Here is a 21,576-nt window from a genome sequence, read left to right on the forward strand (position 1 = left end):
GGGCCTCCAGAAACTGTCGGACCCGAACGTTAGATTCCCACCGTGGCCAACGAGCACCTTCTGACCGAATCCAAAGCGCACTCCGCCTCTGAACGACACGCGTCCGGCACCATCGTCGTGCGCGGCGCCCGCGAGCACAACCTCAAGGACGTCGACCTCGACCTGCCCAGGGACTCCCTGATCGTCTTCACCGGCCTGTCCGGTTCCGGCAAGTCCTCCCTGGCCTTCGACACGATCTTCGCCGAAGGCCAGCGCCGATACGTCGAATCGCTCTCGGCCTACGCCCGCCAGTTCCTCGGCCAGATGGACAAGCCCGACGTCGACTTCATCGAGGGACTCTCGCCCGCGGTCTCGATCGACCAGAAGTCCACCTCGCGCAACCCGCGGTCCACGGTCGGCACCATCACTGAGATCTACGACTACCTGCGGCTCCTGTTCGCCCGCATCGGCGTCCCGCACTGCCCGCAGTGCGGCGAGGCCATCGTCAGCCAGTCGCCGCAGCAGATCACCGACCAGATCATGGCCATGGCCGAGGGCACGCGATTCCAGGTCCTCGCGCCCGTGGTGCGCAAGCGCAAGGGCGAGTTCGTCGACCTCTTCGCCGAACTCCAGCAGCAGGGCTACGCCCGCGCCCGCGTCGACGGCCAGGTCTACGCCCTCACCGACGTGCCCAAGCTCAAGAAGCAGGAGAAGCACGACATCGACGTGGTCGTCGACCGACTCGCCGTCAAGCCCTCCTCGATCCAGCGCGTCACCGACTCGGTCGAGTCCGCGCTCGCCCTCGCCGACGGGGTCGTCGTGCTCGACTTCGTGGACGTCCCCGAGGACGACCCGAACCGCACCCGCCGCTTCTCCGAGAAGCTCGCCTGCCCCAACGACCACCCGCTCTCCCTCGACGAGCTGGAGCCGCGCACCTTCTCCTTCAACGCCCCCTTCGGCGCCTGCCCGGTCTGCCACGGCCTCGGCGTCCGCAAGGAGGTCGACCCCGAACTGGTCATCCGCGACCAGGAGGCGACCATCCGCGACGGCGCGCTCGCGCCCTGGTCGTCGGTCGGCATGGGCGACTACTTCCTGTTCCAGATCGTCGCCCTCGGCGAGGCCGTCGGCTTCGACGTCGACACCCCGTGGGCGGACCTGCCCGACCGCGCGCACAAGGCGGTCCTCTACGGCTACGACGAGACCCTCCAGGTCGCCTACCGCAACAAGCGCGGTCAGCGCCGCTCCTACGAGACCCGCTTCGAAGGCGTCGTGCCGTGGGTCGAACGCCGCCACCACGAGACCGACTCCGAGTGGACCCGCGAGAAGTACGAGCAGTTCATGCGGGAGATCCCGTGCTCGACCTGCGAGGGGACCAGGCTCAAGCCCGAGGTCCTCGCCGTCACCGTGGAGGGCCTGTCCATCCACGAGGTCTGCACGCTCTCGATCGCCGAATGCGCGACCTTCTTCAACGCGCTCGCGCTCTCCAGCCGCGACACGATGATCGCCGCGCCCATCGTCAAGGAGGTCACCGCCCGGCTCCAGTTCCTGCTGGACGTCGGCCTCGACTACCTCACGCTCGCGCGCTCCGCCGGGAGCCTCTCGGGCGGCGAGGCCCAGCGCATCCGCCTCGCCACGCAGATCGGCGCCGGCCTCGTGGGCGTCCTCTACGTGCTCGACGAGCCCTCGATCGGCCTGCACCAGCGGGACAACAACCGGCTCATCGCCACGCTCGAACGCCTCCGCGACCTCGGGAACACGCTCATCGTCGTCGAGCACGACGAGGACACCATCCGCGTCGCCGACCACATCGTCGACATCGGCCCGGGCGCGGGCGAGCACGGCGGCAAGGTCATCTACTCCGGCCCCGTCGCCGGGCTCACCGAGGCCGAGGGCTCCATCACCGGCGACTACGTCTCGGGCCGCCGGCACATCCCCGTGCCCGAGAAGCGCCGCCCGGCCGACCACGGCCGCGAGATCGTCGTCAAGGGCGCCCGGGAGAACAACCTCAAGGGCATCGACGCGGTCTTCCCGATGGGCTGCATGGTCGCCGTGACCGGCGTGTCGGGCTCCGGCAAGTCCACGCTGGTCAACGAGATCCTCTACAACACGCTCGCCGCCGAGATCAACGGCGCGAAGATCGTCGCGGGCCGGCACCGCACCATCACCGGCCTCGACGAGGTCGACAAGGTCGTCGGCGTGGACCAGTCCCCGATCGGGCGCACGCCGCGCTCGAACCCGGCGACCTACACCGGCGTGTTCGACAAGGTGCGCAAGCTCTTCGCGGGCACCCCCGAGGCGAAGGTGCGCGGCTGGGGTCCCGGCCGGTTCTCCTTCAACGTCAAGGGCGGGCGCTGCGAGGCCTGCAGCGGCGACGGCACGCTCAAGATCGAGATGAACTTCCTGCCGGACGTGTACGTGCCGTGCGAGGAGTGCGGCGGGGCCCGCTACAACCGCGACACGCTCAAGGTCCACTACCGCGGCAAGACCATCTCGGACGTGCTCGACATGCCCATCGAGGAGGCCGCCGACTTCTTCGAGCCGATCCAGACGATCCACCGTCACCTCAAGACCCTCAACGACGTCGGCCTCGGCTACGTGCGTCTGGGGCAGCCCGCGCCGACCCTGTCCGGCGGCGAGGCCCAGCGCGTGAAGCTCGCCTCCGAGCTCCAGAAGCGCTCGACCGGCAAGACCGTGTACATCCTGGACGAGCCGACCACCGGTCTGCACTTCGAGGACGTCCGCAAGCTGCTCGGCGTGCTCGACGGCCTGGTCGACAAGGGCAACACCGTGATCACCATCGAGCACAACCTCGAAGTGATCAAGTGCTCGGACTGGGTCATCGACCTCGGTCCCGAAGGCGGCGACAAGGGCGGCACCCTCGTCGCGGCGGGCACGCCCGAAGAGGTCGCCGCGATCGCCGCGAGCCACACCGGCGCCTACCTGCGGCCGCTGCTCGGCCTCGACGGGGACGGCAACGGCGACGGCCCGGCCGCGCGACGGGCGAAGGCCGGCAACGGCCGCAGGAACGCCAAGCGGTAGCCCTGCCGAACGGCGTGTGCAGCGAAGGGGTTTCGCAAGCGCCGCAATCGAAGACCGTGTGACTCGAGCGACGCGGCCGGAACCGGCCGCGTCGCTCCCGTCTGCCGCCGCAAGGGAATGCGAGCATCACCGGCATGCTCTTCATAGGAGCGGTCACGGCCGCCCTGCTCACGAGTCCCGGCCTCGCACGATGCGTCGCCCTCGCCACCGACCGACACCCCGACCCGCGGCTCGTCGCCGCCGTGAGCGTGGCCTCGGCCCTGCTGATCGCTTGGCGCGCCGAGGGACTGCTCTACGGCTGCGCGCTCGGCGTGGTCGCCGCGGTCGGCATCCCGGCGGGCTGGATCGACGTCTACCAGCGGCGCCTGCCCGACCTCCTGATCCTGCCCGCCTACCCGCTGACGGCCGCGCTGCTGCTGGCGAGCGGGGACGCGGACGCGATGCTGCGGGCCGCGGCGTGCGCGGCGGCGGGCATGGCGCTCTACGGGGTGGGCTGCGTCGCAGGGCACGTCGGCTTCGGCGACGTGAAGCTGGCGGGACTCCTCGGCCTCGTACTCGGCTGGATGTCCTGGCAGAGCGCACTGGCCGCGGCGGTTGCGGCAGCCCTCATCGGCGGGGTGCAGGCGGTCGCGGTGCTCCTGATGCGCCGCATCGACCTTCCCTTCGGGCCGGCGATGCTGCTCGGCACGGCCGCGGCGCTGGCAGTGACAAATATGGACATTATTCACTTAGCGCTGATTTCATAAAGAAAGCCGTGACACGCGGAAAATCCCATGAGATCCTCCCAAATGCCCATATAGTCATAATCGGTTCTGCGATATCGGGACCGACCATCGAAATCGATTCAAGGGAGCGTTCATGCTTCGTAAAGCTCTTCAGGGTGCTGCGGTCGCCACTGGCGCCGTCGCCCTCGCCGTCAGCGTGGCCTCGCCCGCCATGGCCCAGAACGGGTACGACTACAGCCCTGACGATGTCGGCGGCTTCTACATCCTGTCGAACATCTGCTTCGACGTCAAGGAGATCGTCTACCTGGTGGACGTCGAGGTGCTCACCAACGACGGCACCAACTGCGACTTCATCAGCAGCGAGACCCACGCCAACGGAAACGACGTCGTCTTCAACGGCACCGACCGTGGCTGGCACGACCGCGACCACAAGCACAAGCACGGCTGGGACGACTAAGTCGACCTGCCTGGCGCCTCTGACGTGAACCGGCACTGCAACTGGTGCGAGCACCAGGAGTCCACCGGTCGCTAGGCGCCTGAGTGAGAACATCGAGGGGCGGTCCACTGACACCATGGACCGCCCCTTCGCCGCGCCCGGGATCACCCGGGCGCGGCCGTCGTTCCTATCCCGCCGAGCAGCTCACCGAGGTCGGCGCCACCGCGGTCCGGGCGTCCTTGGCGCCGATGAGCCCGAACGTGAACGTCCGGCCCGGCCCCAGGGCCGTCCCTCCGCCCAGCTCGGTCGCGGTCACCGTGTGGCCCTGCTGGGTCAGCTCCACGCTCCACGAGTGCAGGATGGACTGACCGGTCGGCAGCGCCCACGTCAGCCGGAGGTCCTCCAGCGGCTCGGTGCCCGTGTTCGTCACCAGGACCTGCGCGTTGAACCCGCCCGGCCACTGGCCGTTGATCTTGTACTGGACCTCGCAGGAAGGCGAGGCCGCGTCCGTCCCGGCCTGGTCGGCCGCGAAGTTCGCGACCTGCGCGAGCGAGGCGTTCCAGTTGATCGTCAGCTCGTTCGTGGCCCACGAGCCGATGTCGTCGATGTAGCACCGCTGGGGCGCGCAGCCGCCCAGCCAGCGCTGCGCGACCGGGTCCCACGTACCGGTGACCGTGTTCGGGCCGCCCGCGAGCGTCCCGGCCGGCGGGTTCGGCAGGCTCGGGTCGAGCTGGTTCGCGTACCAGCGGCTGTGCTGGTTCCGCGAGTCGTGCGAGCCGTACCCGGTCACATAGGAGTTCCCGAGCGCGTTGCGGCCCAGGATGTAGTCGAGGCCGACCAGCACGCCGTCGCGGTACCGCTGCTCGCCCGTGAGGTCGAAGGCGGCGCCGACGACCACGAGCTCGTTGAGCACCAGGCTGTTGGAGCCCCAGTCGAAGGTCCCGTCAGAGCCGTAGGACAGGTCCCACGGGCTCGACTCCTGCTGCGCCAGGTACTGTTCCGCGCCCGCGACGACCTGCTCGATCACGTCGGCGCGTCCCGGCAGCGCGTTCGGCACGAGCGCCAGGTCGAGCTTCGCGAGCGGGGCCACGTGTCCCCAGTCGAAGCCGCCCGCGTTGAACACGTCGGCCTCGTGCAGTTTCGAGGCGAGCACGTACTCCTCATAGGACTTCTTGCCGGTGGTCAGGAACAGCTCCGCCGCGGCCCAGTAGAACTCGTCCGAGACGTCGTTGTCGCCGTACGGGCCGCCGCCCGCACCGCGGTCGACCGCGTACACGTCCGGGTGCGCCAGCGCCGCCGCCCAGGCGGTCTCGGCCGCCTCCAGGGCCTGCGCCGCGAACTCGGCGTCGTAGGGCTCGAAGAGCCGGGCCGCCTGCGCGGCCGCGGCCGCCAAGTTCAGCGTGGCCGCCGTCGACGGCGGTTCGAGGAACCGCGCCTCCGGGTCGTCGGCCGGCATGAGCGGCAGCCCGGTCCAGTTCTCGTCGTGGATCTTGTGGTGGGCCATGCCCGCGAGCTCCTCGCCGGCGGGGACCTGCATCGCCATCAGGAACTCGATCTCCCAGCGGGCCTCGTCGAGCACGTCCGGCACGCCGTCGCCGTGCTCGGGGAGGCGCAGGCTGCCGTCGGCGAGACGGCTCGCGTCGCCGGTGGGAGCGTGCAGGGCCCGCTCGTACACCGACATGACCTGCGCGACCGAGATGCCGCCGTTGACGACGTACTTGCCGTGGTCGCCGGCGTCGTACCAGCCGCCGGTCACGTCGAGCGTGTAGTCGCAGGCGCCGCCGTAGCAGGGGACGGCTCCGTCGCCCTGGTTGGGCGCGACGTCCACGTGCCCGGCCTCGCGGCCGTACCCGGGTGCGATCGCGTCGTCGATCGCGATGCCCGAGCGCTGCGGGTAGTAGAACGACAGGGCGTCCACCGCCATGTCGCCGTACACGTCGCCGCCGATGGCGAACGGGTAGGAGGTCTCGCCGTCGGCGGTGATGGTGAAGCCCTCGCCGGTGGCGGACACGTCCGAGAAGTCGATGACGTGCACCGATTCGCCTGAAGTGGGGTCGGCGCCGTGCGGGGCCGACTCGCCCTCGGCGACCAGGGCGCCTTCGGCGTCGTGGAGCTGCCACGGAACCGGATCGGCCGCCTCGGTGACGAGCGTGGCGCGCTTGGGACCGTCGGCGAAGTACGCGACCTGGTTGACCCGCACGCGCGGGCCGGTGTCGGGGTCGTAGACGGGCGGTTCGGCTCCGGTGAGCAAGGCGACCTCCGAAAGGCAGAACTGCCAGGGCTCGGCCTGGCGGCCGATCTGGAACGCCAGCTGGGCGTCGTTCCAGTCGGCGTTGGCGGTGAAGACGTAGCTGAAGTTCTGCGGCTCGGGGGTCAGCGCCGGGAACTCCTCCATAGCGGTCGGCCACGGGTCCACGTCGCGCTGGACGAGGGCCCGGACGCTCACGTCGGACGATGCTCGGGCGGTGAACTGGAGCTCGTAGGACTCGCCGGCGACCAGTGGCAGGTCGTTCTGGCCGACGATGGCGTCCCAGGCGTTCGCCGTGCCGCCCGGCACGTCGAGACACCATTCGCCGTCGGCGACCGCCCCGGTGAGGTTGGCGGTGGCCCACCAGCCGTTGGTTCCCGAGGCGAAGTCGCCGTTGGTGATCAGATCGTGTGGTTCCTCGTCCTGCGCGAGCGCGGCCGGGGCGGCGGCTGCGGCGCCGAGGGTGAGAGCGGTGAGGACGGCGACGCCGAAGCGTCGACGCATGTGCGGTCGCGGCATGGGGGTGCTCGCCTCCGATGGTTTGGGAGCGTTACCACACGACATCTTGTCATTGAAATTCGTGAATGTCAATAAGTCGTCCGCCGATCCCGCCGCCCAGAGGACGCCCACCCGCGCGGGCACGGCGAGCACCGAGGACCGCGGCCACCGGGCCGCCCGAACGAGCGGTGAGGCGGCGGGCCGGGGACGGCGCGGTGGGAGCGCCGGTGTCACCGGCGGGTCGGGGGACCGCTCGTCCCCCGTACGACCAGCTTCGATTCCAGCTTGAGGAGCACCCCCGGTTCCCTTGCGCCCCTGAGCTGTTCGTCAGCCGCCTCGACCGCCAGCTGCGCCAGCCGCGGCACGTCCTGCCGCACGGTCGTCAAGTCGATGTGGCTGAGCCCGGCGATGTGGCTGTCGTCGTACCCCACGATCGAGACCTGCTCGGGGATCTTCACCCCGGCGCGGGTGAACACGTCCAGCAGCCCGATCGCGCACTGGTCGTTCGCCGCGAACACCGCCGTCGGCAGCGGCCGGACGTCCTTCAGCAGCCGCATCGCCGCCTCCGAACCGCCCTCCTGCGAATGGTCCCCGGAGATCACCCGGATCCGATCGCCGAGCCCGTGCGCGCGCATCGCGTCCCGGTATGCCCGCCGCCGCTCCGGCCCGCCCGGCTGGCTCCCCGCGTCCACGTGCACGATGTCGCGGTGCCCCAGCCCCACCAGGTAGTCCACCACCTCGCGGGCCCCCGGCCGGTCGTACGAGGTCACCACGTCCACACCGGCGTCCTTGATGTGGCGGCCCAGCACCACCGTGGGCACCCGGTCACCCAAGGCGCTCACGTCGTCGTCGGGGATCGTCGGCCCGCACAGCAGCAGCGCCTCGCTGCGGTGCCCGATGAGCGCCTCGATCGCCTTGTGCTCGCTCCGGGTCGGCACGGCGGCGCTCAGCACCAGGTCGTAACCGAGCTCCTCGGCGGCCGGGTAGATCGCCTCCACCAGGTCCACGTGATAGGGGTTCCGCGCGGTGAACAGCACACCGAGGACCTTGCTGCGTCCGCGGGCGAGCAGTCGCGCGGCCATGTCCGGCTTGTAGCCGAGCCGTGCGGCGGCGTCGAAGACGCGCTCGCGGGTGTCGGGACTCGCGCCGGGCTGGCCGCGGAACACCAGTGAGACCAAGGCCCGCGAGACGCCGACTTCGGCGGCGACGTCGGCCATCGTGGGCTTGCGAGACCGCGGTGCCGGGGAGCGGTCTGCGGATTTCCGCGAGTGCCTGGGGTTCATCGCACCGACGTCCTTCCATTATGCAGCTGTGCGGGAATCATTGAATCTTTCACCAAACCGACCTGACCTGGGGACACAGTCGAGACAGTCTATCGAATGCCGCACTGAGTCCAGGTACGTCGGAATTGCGATCAATACGCGCGTTGCGGCCATGGACTCGATGGAGGAGATGAGGGCAATGAGCCGAGTCGCAGTCGAGAACTTCGACGCCGCGGACGAGTCGACCGACCTCAGCGGACACGGCGGGCGCGACACCGTGGCGATCGACGGCATGCCGGTCGAACGCTCGCGGTTCGACCGGGGACGGCGCCGGTCCACCGACGGGACCGAGTCCCGCCGGGCGCCCCGCCTCGGCCGCTGCGTCGAAGGACATCTGCTGGTCCACATGGAGGACGGCGCCGACAAGGACATCAACGCGGGCGCCGCGTTCGAGACCCCGCCGGGCCACGACGCGGAAGTCGCCGGCGATCGCGAGGTCGTCCTGGTCGACTTCGGCAAGGCGTTCGACAACCGATAGCGGGAGGCCGATCGCTCGAAGCGGGAAGCACCTCTCGCGACGCCCGATCCGGCGCCCGGGTCATGCCTCGACACGAGAGCGGCCCCACTCGCGCCCAACCGTTGAGACACCACGTCCACCAGGTGCAGAATCACACCCGCCCCAGTGGCAGACTTGACGACGTGTTGCGATGGATGACAGCTGGAGAATCTCACGGACCCGAGCTCGTGGTCACCCTCGACGGCCTGCCCGCCGGGATCGAGCTGACCACCGGCGCCGTGGCCGACGAACTCGCCCGACGACGCCTCGGTTACGGCCGCGGCGCGCGCATGAAGTTCGAAGCCGACGTCGTCAGCTTCATCGGCGGCGTCCGCCACGGGCGCACCCTCGGCTCGCCCGTCGCCATCCGCGTCGGCAACTCCGAGTGGCCCAAGTGGGAGACCGTCATGGCCGCGGACCCGGTCGACCCCGAGGAGCTCGCCGGGATCGCCCGCAACGCCCCCCTGACCCGGCCCCGGCCCGGCCACGCCGACCTCGCCGGGATGCAGAAGTACGACCACGAGGACGCCCGCCCGATCCTCGAGCGCGCCTCCGCACGCGAGACCGCCGCGCGCGTCGCCGGAGGCACCGCCGCGAAGGCCTTCCTCAAGCAGGCCTTCGGGATCGAGATCGTCTCCCACGTCAAGGCCCTCGGCCCCGTCCGCGCCAAGGACGGCCTCGTGCCCACGCCGGACGACGCCGCCGCGGTCGACGCCGACCCGCTGCGCTGCATGGACCCCGAGGCCTCCGCCCGCATGGTCGCCGAGGTCGACGCCGCGAAGAAGGACGCCGACACTCTCGGCGGCGTCGTCGAGGTCCTCGCCTACAACGTCCCGCCCGGGCTCGGCTCGCACGTCCAGTGGGACCGCAAGCTCGACGCCCGCCTCGCCACCGCGCTCATGTCGATCCAGTCGGTCAAGGCCGTCGAGATCGGCGACGGCCTCATGCAGGCCGCCGTCCGCGGCTCCTCGGCGCACGACGAGATCGTGCCCGGCCCCGCCGGCGGCGTCCAGCGCCTCACCGACCGCGCGGGCGGCCTCGAAGGCGGCATCACCACCGGCCAGCCCCTGCGCGTCTCGGCCATGCTCAAGCCCATCTCGTCGCTGACGCGCCCGCTGCGCACCATCGACACCACCACCGGCGAGGCCGCCGAGGCCATCAACCAGCGCTCCGACGTCTGCGCGGTCCCCGCCGGGGCCGTCGTCGCCGAGCACATGGCCGCCTACGTCCTCGCCGAGGCGGCACTGGAGAAGTTCGGCGGTGACTCCGTGGGCGAGTCCAAGCGCAACTTCGAGCACTACATCGAGAACCTGCAGGTGCGCTGATGATCCCGCACCCGTCACGCCCACCCGTCGCCCACCGCCACCCGACATCGAGGGCGCTGCGCGCCCGCTGCGGCCAAGCCGGCCCGCTGCTCCGGGAAACTCGAAACACTCGTCGTTCCGGACGACTCGCCCCTCACCGGAGTGAACGCCGATGAGCCTGGTCGCCATCGTCGGGCCTCCCGGCTCCGGGAAGACCACCATCGGCCGCGCGCTGGCCGCGGCGCTCGACGCGCCGTTCCGGGACACCGATGCGGACATCGCCGAGGCGGCGGGCAAGCCCATCCCCGACATCTTCGTGGACGAAGGCGAGGCGCACTTCCGCGCCCTCGAACGCGAAGCGGTCCGCCGGGCCGTGGCCGAGCACGACGGCGTCCTCGCCCTCGGCGGCGGCGCGGTCCTCGCCGAGTCCACCCGCAAGCTCCTCGCCGGCGTCACCGTCGTCCACCTGCGCGTCGACCTCGGCGAAGCGGTCAAGCGCACCGAGATGGACAAGGGCCGCCCGCTCCTCCAGGTCAACCCGCGCGCGACCCTCCGCCGCCTCATGGACGAGCGCCTGCCGCTGTACCGCGAAGTCGCCGACATCGAGATCGACACCACCGGAAGGGACGTGTCCGAAGTGACCGATGCGATCACCGCCCGACTCGCCGTCGCCACCGTCACGGTGAACGACGCCGAGGCCCCCTACCCGGTCCTCATCGGACGCGGCACCACCGCGCGACTGCCCGAGTTCCTCGGCAAGGCCGCCCGCGTCGCCGTCCTCCACACCGCCAACACCGCGGCACTCGCCGAACGCGTCGGCGCGCTCATGCCCGACGGGGTCGAGGCGACCCTCATGGAACTGCCCGACGCCGAGGACGGCAAGACCGTCGCCGTCGCCGAGCAGTGCTGGGAGGCGCTCGGCGCCGAAGGCTTCACCCGCACCGACCTCGTGGTCGGCGTCGGCGGCGGCGCGGTCACCGACCTCGCCGGGTTCGTCGCCGCCTGCTGGCTGCGCGGCGTCGCGGTCGTCCACGTCCCGACCTCGCTCCTCGGCGCGGTCGACGCGGCCGTCGGCGGCAAGACCGGCGTGAACACCGCCGCCGGGAAGAACCTCGTCGGCGCGTTCCACCCGCCGCGCGCGGTCCTCGTCGACCTCGACCACTTCGCCACCTTGCCCGAGCGCGACCTCGCCGCCGGACTCGCCGAAGTCGTGAAGGCCGGGTTCATCGCCGACCCGGTCATCCTCGACCTGGTGGAGGCCGACCCCGCCGCCGCGCTCGACGCCTCCGGTCCGGTCGTCGCCGAACTCGTCGAGCGCGCCATCGCCGTCAAGGCCGAAGTCGTCGGCTCCGACCTCAAAGAAGGCGGCCTGCGCGCCATCCTCAACTACGGGCACACCTTCGCCCACGCGGTCGAGAAGCTGGAGCACTACCGCTGGCGGCACGGCGACGCCGTCGCCGTCGGCATGGTCTACGCCGCCCACCTCGGGGCCATCACCGGCCGCGTCGACCTCGTGGAGCGCACGAAATCGGTGCTCGCCTCGCTCGGCCTGCCGATCACCTACGAGGCCGGGCGCTGGGACGACATCCTCAAGGTCATGAAGATCGACAAGAAGAACGTCGGCGCGACCCAGCGGTTCGTGCTCCTCGACGCCCTCGCGCGGCCGGTGGTCGTCGACGACGTGACCGCCGAGCAGCAGCGCGAGGCCTATGAGAGGCTGACCGCATGAAGACCCTGGTCTTGAACGGCCCCAACCTCAACCGGCTCGGCAAGCGGGAACCCGAGATCTACGGCTCCCAGACGCTCGCCGACCTGGCCGAGCTGTGCGCCGCCACCGGCAAGGACCTGGGCCTGGACGTCGACTTCCGCCAGACGAACCATGAGGGCGAGCTGCTGGAGTGGCTGCACGAGGCCGCCGACAACGGCCACCCCGTGGTCCTGAACGCGGCCGCCTGGACCCACACGTCCGTGGCGGTCGGCGACGCGTGCGCGCAGCTGACCGCGCCGCTCATCGAGGTCCATCTCTCCAACGTCCACAAGCGCGAGCCGTTCCGGCACCACTCGTACGTGTCGGCCCACGCCACCGGCGTGATCGTCGGCCTCGGCTTCCAGGGGTACGTCGCCGCCCTCGATGCGATCGCGGCCGGCTGAGCTCCGGCCCGCGCCGGACGTGTCAGGCGGGATCCAGGCCGACGGCGTGGCCCCGGCGAGCACGTCCTCGACCGGCATCCCCTGCTCGGCGAGCATCGCCATCTCGCGGTACACGCCCGCGCCCGTGACGATCCCGGAACACGGGTCGCGGACCGATTCGGCCGAGGGGGCTGCGCCGCTGGACACAGCCGGTGCGGCCGGGCCCGAGGGCGTCCCGTTCGCCGGTTAGCATTGACGGTCGGTCAAGACAGAACCTCTACCGAAAGAGACGAACGCCCGTGGCAACCACGAACGACCTCAAGAACGGCATGGTGCTCAACCTGGAGGGCCAGCTCTGGCAGGTGCAGGAGTTCCAGCACGTCAAGCCCGGCAAGGGCCCCGCGTTCGTGCGCACCACCCTCAAGCAGATCCCCTCGGGCAAGATCGTCGACAAGACCTTCAACGCCGGCACCAAGGTCGAGACCGCGAACGTCGACCGCCGCAACATGCAGTACCTCTACAAGGAGGGCGAGGACTTCGTGTTCATGGACATGGAGTCCTACGACCAGTTCCCGCTCACCCCGGCCCTGGTCGGCGACGCCGCCAAGTTCATGCTCGAGAACTCCGAGGTCACCGTCGCGATGCACGACGGCAAGGCGCTCTACGTCGAGCTCCCCGCCTCGGTCGAGCTGACCATCACCTACACCGAGCCGGGCCTCCAGGGCGACCGCTCCTCCGGCGGCACCAAGCCCGCCACCGTCGAGACCGGCGCGCAGGTCCTCGTGCCGCTGTTCATCGACAACGGCGAGAAGATCAAGGTCGACACCCGCGACGGCAAGTACCTCTCCCGGGCATAGGCGTGGGGAACCAGCAGCAACGACCTGACCGCCTCACCGCCCGCACCAAGTGGCGGATGCGCGCCGTCGAGATCCTGTACGAAGCCGAGAGCCGCGACATCGAGCCCTCGAAGGTCCTCGCCGAGCGCGCCGACCGGGCCTTCAAGGACCCCGAGGCCCCGCGTCTGCCCGCCTACTCGGAGCAGCTCGTGCGCGGCGTCGCACAGAAGCTGGACGAGCTCGACGCCGTCCTCGGCAAGGCCTCCTCGGGCTGGTCGGTCGAGCGGATGCCCGCCGTCGACCGGAACGTCCTGCGCGTGGGGCTCTACGAGATCCGCCACGTCGCCGACGTCGACACGCCCGTCGCCATCAAGGAGGCCATGCGCGTGGCCGAGCAGATCGGCTCCTCCGACGACACGTCGTTCATCAACGCCGTCCTCGACACCGCCGCCAAGGCCGAGTAGACACGCGAAAGCCGGGTCTCCTGTTCCAGGAGGCCCGGCTGCTGCCGTCGGCTCCGGTCGCCCTATTCGGCTTCCGAGGCGAAGAACGCCTGCAGGTCGTGCACGAGGACGCCGAAGTCCTCGAGCTTCTCGATCAGGCCCGAGGGCGTGGTCGAGTACACGACGGCCAGGGTGTAGAGGTCGTCGGCGCGGATCGAGAGGATGCGGCCGTTGTAGTCACCGCGGCGCTGCTGGATCGAGCGGGCCAGCTTGGCCACGTGCTCCAGCTCGGGGTCGGGGTGGTCGTAGAGCGCCTCGAGGTTGAGGACGATCTTCTCCGCCTGCTCGACCGGGAGCGGCACGCCCTCGGGAAGCAGCTCGGAGACGGGGATCCGGTAGAAGTCGGCCAACTCGGCGAGGCGGCTGACGGTGATCGACCGGTCGCCCCGCTCGTAGGAACCGATGACGACGGCCTTCCACTTGCCGCCGGACTTGTCCTCGACGCCTTGCAGCGACAGCCCCTGCTGCATGCGGATGTCACGCAGCCGGTTGCCGAGCGCCTTGGCGTAGTCAGATGTCGCCATGCTGGGATCAACTCCAATTTTCGGTACGAGAGGAATCCTATTGTTGACTACGGTCGGTGACCATCGGCCGTTGGGGTGCCCCCAAACAGTGTTCTTCGTCGCGTGAGACCCTCGCAACCGCCAGGCAAACCTTATAAAACCCGACATTCATGCTGCTACCGGCCCTGCCTTTTTGGGATCCGCCTTTACGCTCCGTCACCGGCGGCGTAGCATGGCCCGCGACGAAACCGTTCTTTAACAGACCGTCCAGTGAGGCGGAGAAGGAGGTTCGCGTGGTTTCCCCTGCCCTCAGGCAGCCTGAGGAAGACCCGTCGGGCAGCAAGCAGATCCTCTCGGCCGAGGACATCGGCCGGATCCTCGACCGCATCGCCCACCAGATCCTCGAGAAGACCAAGGGCGCCCCCGACACCATGCTCCTGGGCATCCCCACCCGCGGCGTCGCGCTGGCCGGACGGCTCGCCGACCGGATCCGCCGCTTCGCCGACGTCGACGTCCCCGCCGGGACCCTCGACATCACCCTCTACCGCGACGACCTGCGCCGCAACGCGCTCCGGGCCCTCGGCCCGACCGACCTGCCGCCCGGCGGCGTCGACGACCAGCGCGTCATCCTCGTCGACGACGTCCTCTACTCCGGACGGACCGTCCGCGCCGCCCTCAACGCCCTCTACGACCTGGGCCGGCCCGCCAGCGTCCAGCTCGCGATCCTGGTCGACCGCGGCCACCGCGAGCTGCCCATCCGCGCCGACTACGTCGGCAAGAACATCCCCACCGCCCGCGACGAGAACGTCGCCGTGCGCCTCCACGAGTACGACGGCCTCGACGCCGTCGTCCTCACCGGAGGGCGGGACCGATGAAGCACCTGCTCACCACCAAAGCGCTCACCCGCGAGGAAGCCGAGCTCATCCTCGACGTCACCGAGCAGATGGCCGAGGCCGTCACCGGCCGCGAGGTCCCCAAGCTCCCGGCGCTGCGCGGACGCACCGTCGTGAACCTCTTCTACGAGGACTCCACCCGCACCCGCACCTCCTTCGAGACCGCCGCCAAGCGGCTCTCGGCGGACGTCGTGAACTTCGCGGCCAAGACCTCCAGCGTCAACAAGGGCGAGAGCCTGCGCGACACCGCGCTCACCCTGCAGGCCATGGGCGCGGACGCGGTGGTCATCCGCCACCCCGCCGCCGGGGCCCCGCAGCGGCTCACCGAATGGCTCGACGGCGCGGTCCTCAACGCCGGGGACGGCACCCACGCCCACCCGACGCAGGCCCTGCTCGACGCCTACACCATGAAGCGGCGGCTCGGCGGGATCGAGGGCCGGACCGTCGCCATCGTGGGGGACATCCTCCACTCGCGCGTGGCCCGCTCCAACATCTGGCTGCTCACCAAGCTCGGCGCGAACGTGCGCCTGGTGGGCCCGCCCACGCTGCTGCCCAAGGACATCGACGGCTGGCCCGTGGAGGTCGCCTACGACCTCGACGCGAGCCTCAAAGGGGTCGACGCGATCATGATGCTCCGCGTCCAGCGCGAGCGCCAGAACGCCTCGTTCTTCCCGACCGCCAACGAGTACGCCCGCCTCTACGGCCTCGACGAGCGCCGTCTCGCCCTCCTGCCCGACCACGCCATCGTCATGCATCCCGGCCCGATGAACCGCGGCATGGAGATCGCCGCGGCCGTCGCCGACTCGCCCCGCGCCACCATCACCGAGCAGGTGACCAACGGCGTCTGGGTCCGCATGGCCGTCCTCTATCTGCTCCTGACCGCCGGGGAGGCCCGATGAATCCCGTCAAACTCATCAAGAGCGCGAATCTGATCGGCCGGGGACGCCAGGACGTCCTCGTCCGCGACGGCCGCGTCGCCGAGATCGGGTCGCTGCGCGACGCCGGCGCCGAAGTCGTCGACGCCGACGGCCTCGTGCTCCTGCCCGGCCTGGTCGACCTCCACACCCACCTGCGCGAACCCGGCCGCGAGGACGCCGAGACCGTCCTGACCGGCACCCGCGCCGCCGCCAAGGGCGGCTATACCGCGGTGTGCGCCATGGCGAACTCCTATCCGGTGGCCGACACCGCCGGCGTCGTCGAGCAGGTCGCCGCGCTCGGCCGCGCCGCCGGCTACGCCGACGTCCAGCCCATCGGCGCCGTCTCCATCGGCCTGGAAGGCAGGCAGCTCGCCGAGATCGGCGCGATGGCCCAGTCCGCCGCCGCGGTGCGCATGTTCTCCGACGACGGCCACTGCGTCCACGACCCGGTGCTCATGCGCCGCGCCCTCGAATACGTGAAGACCTTCGGCGGGATCATCGCCCAGCACGCCGAGGAACCGCGCCTCACCGAGGGCGCGCAGATGAATGAAGGCGCCGTCTCGGCCGAACTCGGCCTGCCCGGCTGGCCCTCGGTCGCCGAGGAGGCCATCATCGCCCGCGACGTGCTCCTCGCCGAGTACACCGGCGCGCGCGTCCACTTCTGCCACGTCTCCACCGCCCGGTCGGTCGCGATCATCCGCGAGGCCAAGGCCCGCGGCGTCCAGATCACCGCCGAGGTCTGCCCGCACCACCTGCTGCTGACCGACGAGGCCGCCCGCAGCTACGACCCGGTCTACAAGGTGAACCCGCCGCTGCGGCAGGAGTCCGACGTGGCCGTGCTGCGCGCCGCGCTGGCCGAGGGCGTCATCGACGCCGTCGCCACCGACCACGCCCCGCACGCCCCGCAGGACAAGGAATGCGAGTGGGCCGCCGCGCGGCCCGGCATGCTCGGCCTGGAGACCGCCCTGTCCATCAGCGTCGCCGCCCTCGGCGGCCCGGACGACGTGGACTGGGACCTCCTCGCCGAGCGGACCTCCCGCACCCCCGCCCGGATCGCCGGGCTCGAAGCCCACGGCCGCGACCCCGAACCCGGGGTCGAGGCCAACTTCACCCTCGTCGACCCCTCGGCGACGTGGACCGTGGTCCCCGAAGGCCTCGCGTCCCTGTCGCGCAACACCCCCTATGCCGGGATGGAACTCCCGGTCACCGTGGAAGCGACGTTCCTTCGCGGACGCGCCACGGTGCTGAACGGCAAGATCGCAGAGGAGACGACCGAATGACCAGCAGAGCACCAGCGATCCTCGTCCTGGAGGACGGCCGCGCCTTCCACGGCGAAGCCTTCGGCTCGGTCGGCGAGACCTTCGGCGAGGCCGTCTTCAACACCGGCATGACCGGCTACCAGGAGACCCTCACCGACCCGTCCTACTACGGGCAGGTCGTCGTCCAGACCGCCCCGCAGATCGGCAACACCGGCTGGAACGACGAGGACGACGAGTCCCGCCGCATCTGGGTCGCCGGGTACGTCGTCCGCGACCCCGCCCGCATGGCCTCCAACTGGCGCTCCGAGCGCGGCCTGGAGGACGAGCTGGCCGCCCAGGGGATCGTCGGCATCAGCGGCGTCGACACCCGCGCCCTCACCCGCCACCTGCGGTCCGCCGGGGCCATGCGCGTCGGCATCTCCTCGCGCGACACCGACGTGGACGCGCTCCTGGCGAAGGTCCGCAACGCCCCGCACATGGCCGGCGCCAACCACGTCGGCGCCGTCACCGCCTCCGAGCCCTACACCTACGCGGCGAAGGACCCGAAGTTCCACATCGCCGCCCTCGACCTGGGCATCAAGCGGAACACGCCGCGCCGCCTCGCCGAGCGCGGCATCACCACCACCGTGTACCCGGCCTACGCGACGGTCGAACAGCTGCTCTCGGACGGCCCCGACGCGGTGTTCCTCTCCAACGGCCCCGGCGACCCGGCCACCGCCGACCACCAGGTCGAGCTCACCCGCGAGCTCCTGCGCCGGCGGGTGCCCGTCTTCGGCATCTGCTTCGGCAACCAGATCCTCGGCCGCGCCCTGGGCCTGGCGACCTACAAGCTCAAGTTCGGCCACCGCGGCATCAACCAGCCGGTGCTCGACCGCCACACCGACAAGATCGAGATCACCGCCCACAACCATGGGTTCGCTCTGGCCGCTCCGGAGTCCGGCGAGTACTTCGACACCGACTTCGGCCGCGTCCAGGTCAGCCACGTCTGCCTCAACGACGACGTCGTCGAAGGCCTCACCTGCCTCGACGTCCCCGCCTATTCGGTGCAGTACCACCCCGAGGCCGCCGCCGGCCCGCACGACGCCGACTACCTGTTCGACCGCCTCGTCGAGCTGATCGACACCACGCACACGACCGACAGCGAAGGGGCCCAGACCCATGCCTAAGCGCGAAGACCTCCAGCACGTCCTGGTCATCGGGTCCGGACCCATCCAGATCGGCCAGGCCTGCGAGTTCGACTACTCCGGCACCCAGGCCTGCCGCGTGCTGCGCGACGAGGGCCTCCGCGTCACCCTCGTCAACTCCAACCCGGCCACGATCATGACCGACCCCGAGTTCGCCGACGCCACCTACGTCGAGCCGATCACCACCGAGGTCATCGAGCAGATCATCGCCAAGGAGAAGCCGGACGCGCTCCTGCCCACCCTCGGCGGCCAGACCGCCCTCAACGCCGCCGTCGCCCTCCACGAGGCCGGCATCCTCGAGAAGTACGGCGTCGAGCTCATCGGCGCCGACATGGACGCCATCCAGCGCGGCGAGGATCGCCAGCAGTTCAAGGACGTCGTCCTCAAAGTCGGCGGCGAAGTGCCCCGCTCCAAGGTCTGCCGCACCATGGACGAGGTTCGGCAGACCATCGACGAGCTCGGCCTGCCCGCCGTCATCCGCCCCTCCTTCACCATGGGCGGCCTCGGCTCCGGCATGGCCTACACGTGGGAGGACGTCGACCGCATCGCCGGCAACGGCCTCGCCGAGTCCCCCACGACCGAGGTCCTCATCGAGGAGTCCGTGCTCGGCTGGAAGGAATACGAGCTCGAGCTCATGCGCGACCACAAGGACAACGTGGTCGTGGTCTGCTCCATCGAGAACATCGACCCCATGGGCGTCCACACCGGCGACTCCGTCACCGTGGCCCCCTCGATGACCCTCACCGACCGCGAGTACCAGCACATGCGGGACGTCGGCATCGCCGTCCTCCGCGAGGTCGGCGTCGACACCGGCGGCTGCAACATCCAGTTCGCGATCGACCCCGCCGACGGGCGCATCATCGTCATCGAGATGAACCCGCGCGTCTCGCGCTCCTCGGCGCTGGCGTCGAAGGCCACCGGCTTCCCGATCGCCAAGATCGCCGCGAAGCTCGCCATCGGCTACACGCTCGACGAGATCCCGAACGACATCACCAAGGCCACCCCGGCCGCGTTCGAGCCCACCCTGGACTACGTGGTCGTCAAGGTCCCGCGCTTCACCTTCGAGAAGTTCCCCGGCGCCGACCCGACCCTGACCACCACCATGAAGTCCGTGGGCGAGGCCATGAGCCTCGGCCGGACCTTCCAGCAGGCCCTCCAGAAGGCCCTGCGCTCCACCGAGACCAAGGCCGCCGGGTTCTGGACCCGCCCCGACCCTGAGGGCGCGACCCTGGAGAACACGCTCGAGGCGCTCAAGACCGCGCACGACGGCACGCTCTACACCGCCGAGCGCGCCCTGCGCCTGGGCGCCACGGTCGCCCAGGTCCACGAGGCCTGCAAGATCGACCCGTGGTTCCTCGACCAGGTCGCCCAGCTCATCGACCTGCGCGACGAGATCGAGCGCGCCGCCGTCGTCGACGAGGCCCTGCTGCGCAAGGCCAAGCGCGCCGGGTTCTCCGACGCCCAGATCGCGGCCCTGCGGCCCGAACTCGCCGGGGAGGACGGCGTCCGCCGCCTGCGCCACCGGCTCGGCCTGCGCCCGGTCTACAAGACCGTCGACACCTGCGCCGCCGAGTTCGAGGCCCACACGCCCTACCACTACTCGACCTACGAGGACGAGACCGAGGTCGCGCCCTCCGACCGCCCGAAGGTCATGATCCTCGGCTCCGGGCCCAACCGCATCGGCCAGGGCATCGAGTTCGACTACTCGTGCGTCCACGCCGTCCAGGCCCTGCGCGAGGTCGGCTACGAGACCATCATGGTCAACTGCAACCCCGAGACCGTGTCCACCGACTACGACACCGCCGACCGGCTCTACTTCGAGCCGCTCACCTTCGAGGACGTCGCCGAGGTCTTCCACGCCGAGCACACCAGCGGCACCGCCGCGGGCGGCCCCGGCGTCGTCGGCGTCGTCGTCCAGCTCGGCGGCCAGACCCCGCTCGGCCTCGCCGAACGCCTCCAGGACGCCGGCCTGCCCATCGTCGGCACCAGCCCGAAGGCCATCGACAACGCCGAGGACCGCGGCGTCTTCGGGCGCCTGCTCGACGAGCTCGGCCTCGTCGCCCCCGCGGGCGGCACCGCCACCTCCTACGAGGAGGCCCGCGAGGTCGCCGCCCAGATCGGCTACCCCGTCCTGGTGCGGCCCTCCTACGTCCTCGGCGGCCGCGGCATGGAGATCGTCTACGACGAGGACACCCTCGCCGGGTACATCTCCCGCGCCACCGAGGCCAGCCCGGAGCACCCGATCCTCATCGACCGCTTCCTCGACGACGCCGTCGAGATCGACGTCGACTGCCTCTGCGACGGCGTCGACTTCTACCTCGGCGGCATCATGGAGCACATCGAGGAGGCCGGCGTCCACTCCGGCGACTCCTCCTGCGCGCTCCCGCCGATCACCCTCGGCGCCAACGTCATCGAGCAGATCCGCGACTACACCGCCAAGCTCGCCTTCGGCATCGGCGTGCGCGGCCTCATGAACGTCCAGTACGCCCTCAAGGACGAGCAGCTGTACGTCCTCGAGGCGAACCCGCGGGCCTCGCGCACCGTCCCGTTCGTCTCCAAGGCCACCGCGGTCCCGCTCGCCAAGGCCGCCGCCCGCATCGCCCTCGGCGCCACCATCCCGCAGCTGCGGGCCGAAGGCCTGCTCCTGCCCGAGGGCGACGGCTCCGACGCCGGACCCGAGGTGCCGATCTCGGTCAAGGAAGTGCTCCTGCCGTTCAAGCGCTTCCGCACCGTCGAGGGCGCAGGGCTCGACGCGGTGCTCGGCCCGGAGATGAAGTCCACCGGCGAGGTCATGGGCATCGACTCGTCCTTCGGCCTCGCCTTCGCCAAGGCCACCCTCGCCGTCTACGGGAAGCTCCCCACCTCCGGGAAGGTCTTCGTGTCCGTCGCCGACCGCGACAAGCGCTCCATCGTCTTCCCGGTGCGCCGTCTCGTCGACCTCGGCTTCACCGTCTACGCCACCGAGGGCACCGGGCTGGTCCTCAAGCGCCACGGCATCGACTTCACGCCCGTGGCCCGCCACAGCGCCAATCCGGGGGACCTCCAGGACGCGATCAGCCTCATCGGCTCCGGCGAGATCGACCTCGTCATCACCACGCCCTCGGCCTCCTCCGGGCCTCGCACCGACGGCTGGGAGATCCGTTCGGCCGCCGTCGTCGCCGACGTCGGCTGCGTGACCACGATCCAGGGCGCGGCCGCCGCCACCCAGGCCATCGAGTCGGCCTCCCGCGGCGAGCTCCGCGTCGCCTCGCTCCAGGAGCTGCACCAGCGCCTGCGCGGCGACGAGGCCCGCGTCTGATCCGTC

Annotated in this window: 17 protein-coding genes; 14 read left to right on the top strand and 3 right to left on the bottom strand. The window is 70.6% G+C overall.

Features of this window, described 5'->3' with window-relative positions:
• Nucleotides 1–111: 111 nt before the first annotated feature.
• The 3 genes from uvrA (at nucleotide 112) to K3N28_RS14990 (ending at nucleotide 4,200) form a co-directional block, all read left to right on the top strand.
• The gene (gene uvrA, locus K3N28_RS14980) at nucleotides 112–3,018 is read left to right on the top strand and encodes an excinuclease ABC subunit UvrA (RefSeq protein ID WP_374209794.1); all 2,907 of its coding nucleotides are present in this window, start codon (nucleotides 112–114) and stop codon (nucleotides 3,016–3,018) included.
• A gap of 134 nt (nucleotides 3,019–3,152) precedes the next feature.
• Entirely contained in the window at nucleotides 3,153–3,764 is a 612-nt protein-coding gene (locus K3N28_RS14985; RefSeq protein ID WP_228093357.1) for a prepilin peptidase, read from the top strand.
• 112 nt (nucleotides 3,765–3,876) lie between these two features.
• A complete protein-coding gene (locus K3N28_RS14990) occupies nucleotides 3,877–4,200 on the top strand; it encodes a hypothetical protein (RefSeq protein WP_228093358.1) in 324 nt (107 codons plus the stop codon).
• A gap of 166 nt (nucleotides 4,201–4,366) precedes the next feature.
• Here the strand turns inward: K3N28_RS14990 and K3N28_RS14995 are convergent, their stop codons facing one another.
• On the bottom strand, nucleotides 4,367–6,946 hold the full coding sequence (locus K3N28_RS14995; protein ID WP_228093359.1) for a glycoside hydrolase family 9 protein: 2,580 nt from the start codon (nucleotides 6,944–6,946) through the stop codon (nucleotides 4,367–4,369).
• Between the two features lie 209 nt (nucleotides 6,947–7,155).
• Nucleotides 7,156–8,142 (bottom strand): LacI family DNA-binding transcriptional regulator, encoded by a 987-nt coding sequence (locus tag K3N28_RS15000; protein ID WP_255640279.1) that lies wholly within the window; start codon nucleotides 8,140–8,142, stop codon nucleotides 7,156–7,158.
• Nucleotides 8,143–8,386: 244 nt separating this feature from the next.
• Here K3N28_RS15000 and K3N28_RS15005 point away from each other — a divergent pair, with 244 nt between their 5' ends.
• From K3N28_RS15005 to nusB, 6 genes are all read left to right on the top strand, one after another.
• Nucleotides 8,387–8,725, top strand: coding sequence for a hypothetical protein (locus K3N28_RS15005; RefSeq protein ID WP_228093361.1), 339 nt, complete (start codon nucleotides 8,387–8,389; stop codon nucleotides 8,723–8,725).
• A 161-nt stretch (nucleotides 8,726–8,886) separates the two neighbouring features.
• On the top strand, nucleotides 8,887–10,068 hold the full coding sequence (gene aroC / locus K3N28_RS15010; RefSeq protein ID WP_374209788.1) for a chorismate synthase: 1,182 nt from the start codon (nucleotides 8,887–8,889) through the stop codon (nucleotides 10,066–10,068).
• A gap of 151 nt (nucleotides 10,069–10,219) precedes the next feature.
• Nucleotides 10,220–11,776 carry a 3-dehydroquinate synthase gene (gene aroB / locus K3N28_RS15015; protein ID WP_228093363.1) on the top strand — a complete coding sequence of 519 codons (1,557 nt, stop codon included), beginning with the start codon at nucleotides 10,220–10,222 and terminating at the stop codon, nucleotides 11,774–11,776.
• Entirely contained in the window at nucleotides 11,773–12,198 is a 426-nt protein-coding gene (gene aroQ, locus K3N28_RS15020) for a type II 3-dehydroquinate dehydratase (RefSeq protein WP_228093364.1), read from the top strand. The genes aroB and aroQ overlap by 4 nt, the downstream gene beginning before the upstream one ends.
• Nucleotides 12,199–12,476: 278 nt before the next feature.
• Nucleotides 12,477–13,034, top strand: a complete 558-nt coding sequence (gene efp, locus K3N28_RS15025) for an elongation factor P (RefSeq protein WP_228093365.1) — start codon at nucleotides 12,477–12,479, stop codon at nucleotides 13,032–13,034.
• A 2-nt stretch (nucleotides 13,035–13,036) separates the two neighbouring features.
• Nucleotides 13,037–13,477, top strand: a complete 441-nt coding sequence (gene nusB, locus K3N28_RS15030) for a transcription antitermination factor NusB (protein WP_228093366.1) — start codon at nucleotides 13,037–13,039, stop codon at nucleotides 13,475–13,477.
• Between the two features lie 62 nt (nucleotides 13,478–13,539).
• Here nusB and K3N28_RS15035 read toward each other — a convergent pair whose 3' ends face one another.
• Nucleotides 13,540–14,040 carry a transcriptional regulator gene (locus K3N28_RS15035; RefSeq protein ID WP_228093367.1) on the bottom strand — a complete coding sequence of 167 codons (501 nt, stop codon included), beginning with the start codon at nucleotides 14,038–14,040 and terminating at the stop codon, nucleotides 13,540–13,542.
• A 272-nt stretch (nucleotides 14,041–14,312) separates the two neighbouring features.
• Here K3N28_RS15035 and pyrR point away from each other — a divergent pair, with 272 nt between their 5' ends.
• From pyrR to carB, 5 genes are read left to right on the top strand one after another with little or no spacing between them, the layout of a single operon-like run.
• Nucleotides 14,313–14,894, top strand: coding sequence for a bifunctional pyr operon transcriptional regulator/uracil phosphoribosyltransferase PyrR (gene pyrR / locus K3N28_RS15040; protein WP_228093368.1), 582 nt, complete (start codon nucleotides 14,313–14,315; stop codon nucleotides 14,892–14,894).
• Nucleotides 14,891–15,811, top strand: coding sequence for an aspartate carbamoyltransferase catalytic subunit (locus K3N28_RS15045; protein WP_228093369.1), 921 nt, complete (start codon nucleotides 14,891–14,893; stop codon nucleotides 15,809–15,811). Before pyrR ends, K3N28_RS15045 begins: the two co-directional genes overlap by 4 nt.
• On the top strand, nucleotides 15,808–17,109 hold the full coding sequence (locus tag K3N28_RS15050; protein ID WP_228093370.1) for a dihydroorotase: 1,302 nt from the start codon (nucleotides 15,808–15,810) through the stop codon (nucleotides 17,107–17,109). Before K3N28_RS15045 ends, K3N28_RS15050 begins: the two co-directional genes overlap by 4 nt.
• Nucleotides 17,106–18,254 (top strand): glutamine-hydrolyzing carbamoyl-phosphate synthase small subunit, encoded by a 1,149-nt coding sequence (carA, locus tag K3N28_RS15055; protein WP_228093371.1) that lies wholly within the window; start codon nucleotides 17,106–17,108, stop codon nucleotides 18,252–18,254. Before K3N28_RS15050 ends, carA begins: the two co-directional genes overlap by 4 nt.
• Complete coding sequence (carB, locus tag K3N28_RS15060) at nucleotides 18,247–21,570, top strand: carbamoyl-phosphate synthase large subunit (RefSeq protein ID WP_228093372.1); 3,324 nt, start codon at nucleotides 18,247–18,249, stop codon at nucleotides 21,568–21,570. The genes carA and carB overlap by 8 nt, the downstream gene beginning before the upstream one ends.
• The last annotated feature ends 6 nt before the right edge of the window (nucleotides 21,571–21,576 follow it).

The organism is Glycomyces sp. TRM65418, from assembly GCF_019710475.1.
Taxonomy (GTDB): Bacteria; Actinomycetota; Actinomycetes; order Mycobacteriales; family Micromonosporaceae; genus Glycomyces.

Excerpts from the sequence above, each read along its gene's own strand:
- K3N28_RS14985 (WP_228093357.1), top strand. The coding sequence starts at position 3,153 with ATGCTCTTCATAGGAGCGGTCACGGCCGCCCTGCTCACGAGTCCCGGC.
- K3N28_RS14990 (WP_228093358.1), top strand. The coding sequence starts at position 3,877 with ATGCTTCGTAAAGCTCTTCAGGGTGCTGCGGTCGCCACTGGCGCCGTC.
- K3N28_RS14995 (WP_228093359.1), bottom strand. The coding sequence starts at position 6,946 with ATGCCGCGACCGCACATGCGTCGACGCTTCGGCGTCGCCGTCCTCACC.
- K3N28_RS15000 (WP_255640279.1), bottom strand. The coding sequence starts at position 8,142 with ATGGCCGACGTCGCCGCCGAAGTCGGCGTCTCGCGGGCCTTGGTCTCA.
- K3N28_RS15005 (WP_228093361.1), top strand. The coding sequence starts at position 8,387 with ATGAGCCGAGTCGCAGTCGAGAACTTCGACGCCGCGGACGAGTCGACC.
- aroB (WP_228093363.1), top strand. The coding sequence starts at position 10,220 with ATGAGCCTGGTCGCCATCGTCGGGCCTCCCGGCTCCGGGAAGACCACC.
- aroQ (WP_228093364.1), top strand. The coding sequence starts at position 11,773 with ATGAAGACCCTGGTCTTGAACGGCCCCAACCTCAACCGGCTCGGCAAG.
- K3N28_RS15035 (WP_228093367.1), bottom strand. The coding sequence starts at position 14,040 with ATGGCGACATCTGACTACGCCAAGGCGCTCGGCAACCGGCTGCGTGAC.
- K3N28_RS15045 (WP_228093369.1), top strand. The coding sequence starts at position 14,891 with ATGAAGCACCTGCTCACCACCAAAGCGCTCACCCGCGAGGAAGCCGAG.
- K3N28_RS15050 (WP_228093370.1), top strand. The coding sequence starts at position 15,808 with ATGAATCCCGTCAAACTCATCAAGAGCGCGAATCTGATCGGCCGGGGA.
- carA (WP_228093371.1), top strand. The coding sequence starts at position 17,106 with ATGACCAGCAGAGCACCAGCGATCCTCGTCCTGGAGGACGGCCGCGCC.
- carB (WP_228093372.1), top strand. The coding sequence starts at position 18,247 with ATGCCTAAGCGCGAAGACCTCCAGCACGTCCTGGTCATCGGGTCCGGA.